The 2,760-nt window shown below is 57.1% G+C and carries 3 protein-coding genes; 1 reads left to right on the plus strand and 2 read right to left on the minus strand.

Annotation, left to right across the window (positions count from 1 at the left end):
• Window positions 1-123 precede the first annotated feature (123 nt).
• Entirely contained in the window at window positions 124-1,266 is a 1,143-nt protein-coding gene (locus WH50_RS13580) for a YcbX family protein (RefSeq protein ID WP_110187796.1), read from the minus strand.
• 76 nt (window positions 1,267-1,342) lie between these two features.
• Complete coding sequence (locus tag WH50_RS13585) at window positions 1,343-2,182, minus strand: TatD family hydrolase (protein WP_207780302.1); 840 nt, start codon at window positions 2,180-2,182, stop codon at window positions 1,343-1,345.
• A 194-nt stretch (window positions 2,183-2,376) separates the two neighbouring features.
• Between WH50_RS13585 and WH50_RS13590 the strand changes: the two genes are divergently transcribed.
• The gene (locus WH50_RS13590) at window positions 2,377-2,646 is read left to right on the plus strand and encodes an Lrp/AsnC family transcriptional regulator (protein WP_110187797.1); all 270 of its coding nucleotides are present in this window, start codon (window positions 2,377-2,379) and stop codon (window positions 2,644-2,646) included.
• The last annotated feature ends 114 nt before the right edge of the window (window positions 2,647-2,760 follow it).

Below are 2,760 nucleotides of genomic sequence, written 5' to 3' on the forward strand. Positions count from 1 at the left end.
TCAGCTTGGAGCTGGAAAATCCGTTCGCCGATATGGTGTAACCGGCACTAGGTCACGCTCCCCATAAACCTTCAGCCCGGCACATGCCGGGCTGAAGGTTTATGGGGTATTCACGGCACAACATCAGTTGTCCAGCGTTAGCTCAACGTCATCCAGTGCGTAGCTGCAGCAGGCCAACACCACTCCCTCGGCAATTTCCTCCGCACTCAGCGGCGCCTGTGAACGGCTGACCACCTGCCCTTTGCGTACCCTGACCCTGCAGCTGCCACACAACCCGGCACGGCAGCTATAAGGCAGACTGACACCATTGTCTTCGGCCTGCTCCAGCAGCGTGCGTGAGGAGGACGCCTCAAACTCCCGAACGCTGTCGAGCCTATGATCATGCAGTCGCACTTTGACCTGTTTACTGGCAGCTGGCTGCACATCAACACCGGTTTGCCGGGGCCGCAGCGGGTAGGCCTTGACCCGCGTAGATGACAACACCTCCACCTGATCGCCCTTGAGTACACTGCCGCTGTTGAGCGGGATCAGATTCATACCAAAATACACCTCTCCGTCATCATCCTGACGGAAGGTCTGCAGCGTACTCAGCGGCTCGACCGCCGCACTGAACTGCTGGCTGTCGACATCCAGAGTAGTAAACACACAACGGCTGCAAGGCTTGACCACGGCAAAGCGCACTTCGCCAATCCGGATTTCGGTCCAGCTGTCTTCGATAAAGGGCAGGCCACCTTCCACCACCAGATTGGAGCGGAAGCGCTGCATGGGAATCACTTCAGGGCAGCGCTCCTGCAAATAAGCCAGCGAAGCCTCCGAGGTCAGCAGCAGCGGGTAGCCATCAGCAAAGCTGACGGGGAATCCGGTTTGCTTGATTTCACGAAAGCTGTCCACTCCCTGATAACGCAGAGCGACTGGCTGGCCCAGCCAGCGGCTTAACCATTCATCAGCAGCCCTCAAGGTCAGCTGCCCCTGCAGCTCACTTTTCCAGATGGAAATGGGCTGATATTCATTGATGAAATCGGGAATATGCAAGTGCAGATCTTCCATGTCCGGCGCCCGCAGCAGCAATCCCTGCTGCAGGATATGACAGCGCAGCAGCGCCAGTCTGGGATGGGTACGGGCTGTGATAAAACGCCCGCCGGGTTCTACTACCACCCAGCGTCGGTCCCAGGCCAGCCCTTCTGGCTCCACCCAGGCATGAGACATGGACAGCCCGCGGCAGGATTTGACGGGATAAACCAGGATGTCCGACAGACTTACAGTCACCTTATGCTCTCCATGTTGATGCCAGCCTCAGCTGGCGGCGGTGGTGCAGGGATTATCCACGCGTTGGCTACTAATTTCAGTCAGTATCTTTACCCGCCTCAGGACAGGCAGAGGGCGGTGGCAGCGCAAACAAGGCTCGGGTATTGGCCGTCACTTGCTGTGCCACCACATCGGGTGGCAGCTGGCGCAGTTCTGCCAGCAACATCAGTACCTGATGCAAGCGCTCCAGCCGGTTGGGTTGCCCCTGATAACCGCTCAGAGGCATGTCCGGCGCATCGGTTTCCAGCAACAGCGACTGCAGCGGCAGCTGCCGAAACACCTCACGGGTCCGCGTCGCACGTTCATAACTGATGCTACCGCCTACACCGAAACTGAAACCCAGTGCGAGATAGCGTTTGGCCTCTTCATGGCTGCCACTAAAGGCATGCAGCACACCGGCACGGGGCAAGGGGTAACGTCTGAGTAGCGCCAGCATATCACTGTGCGCTTTACGCACATGCAGAATGACGGGTAACTGCAGCTGCTGGGCCAGCTGCAGCTGATGCTCACAGTAGAACAGTTGCTGCTGCCAGTGCAGCTCACCACTCAGCATCCGGTCAAGACCAAACTCCCCTACCGCAACAGCCGGGTGACGCCGTAACTGCGCGGCCAGTAGTTCAAGGTGCTCCGGCTGATGCTGGTCAATAAAGTAAGGGTGCAGGCCCCAGGCGGGAAAGACGCCCTCATACGCCGCCATGCTGCTTTCGATTCTGGCCCAGCTGGCTGCCGTTACACCGGGCACCACCCACTGGCGAATACCCAGCTGGTGTGCTCTGGCCAAGCTGTCATCACGGATCGTGTCCAGCTGGGGGAAATCAAAATGACAGTGGCTGTCTATCAGGTAGCTACTTAGCGGCAACATAGTCAGCGGCAACATAGGTTCGACCATCGGTATTGAGCCTCAGCACGTGCTGACACGATCAGGGTTACCCGTCATCAGGGTCACCTGTCTGGAATCAGGTGCAGCACGGGGAACTATGCTACCATTCCCGGCCAATGGCATCGCTGCGGCTTGCGCTGGACAAGGCTCGGACGATGCGCCGATTTGTGTATTTTCGCAGGAGGCAAACCATGGTCACCTTTATCATCCTGTTCAATATCGAAAAACGCCTGATCAATACCGTCGCCGAGCAGCTGGTCGACATCGAAGGTATTTCTGAAGTCTATTCCGTCAGTGGCAATTTCGATCTGGTCGCCATCGCCCGGGTCCGCTCCAATGATGAACTGGCCAATCTGGTTACCGAAGAATTATTGCCCATCGAAGGCATTACCAAAACCCAGACCATGCTGGCTTTCAAAGCCTATTCCCGCCACGATCTGGATGCGATGTTTGCCATCTGAGCCGTCACAGCGTCTGTTCTAACAGGCTGTTGAAAAACGTTATCGAGGCCGCCGAGACAAGGAAAAAACAGGCGAAAAAGCGGAGTTTAGTGTGCTAAATGAGCATTTTGAGCC

This window comes from Pokkaliibacter plantistimulans, from assembly GCF_003194385.1.
Classification (GTDB): Bacteria; Pseudomonadota; Gammaproteobacteria; order Pseudomonadales; family Balneatricaceae; genus Pokkaliibacter; species Pokkaliibacter plantistimulans.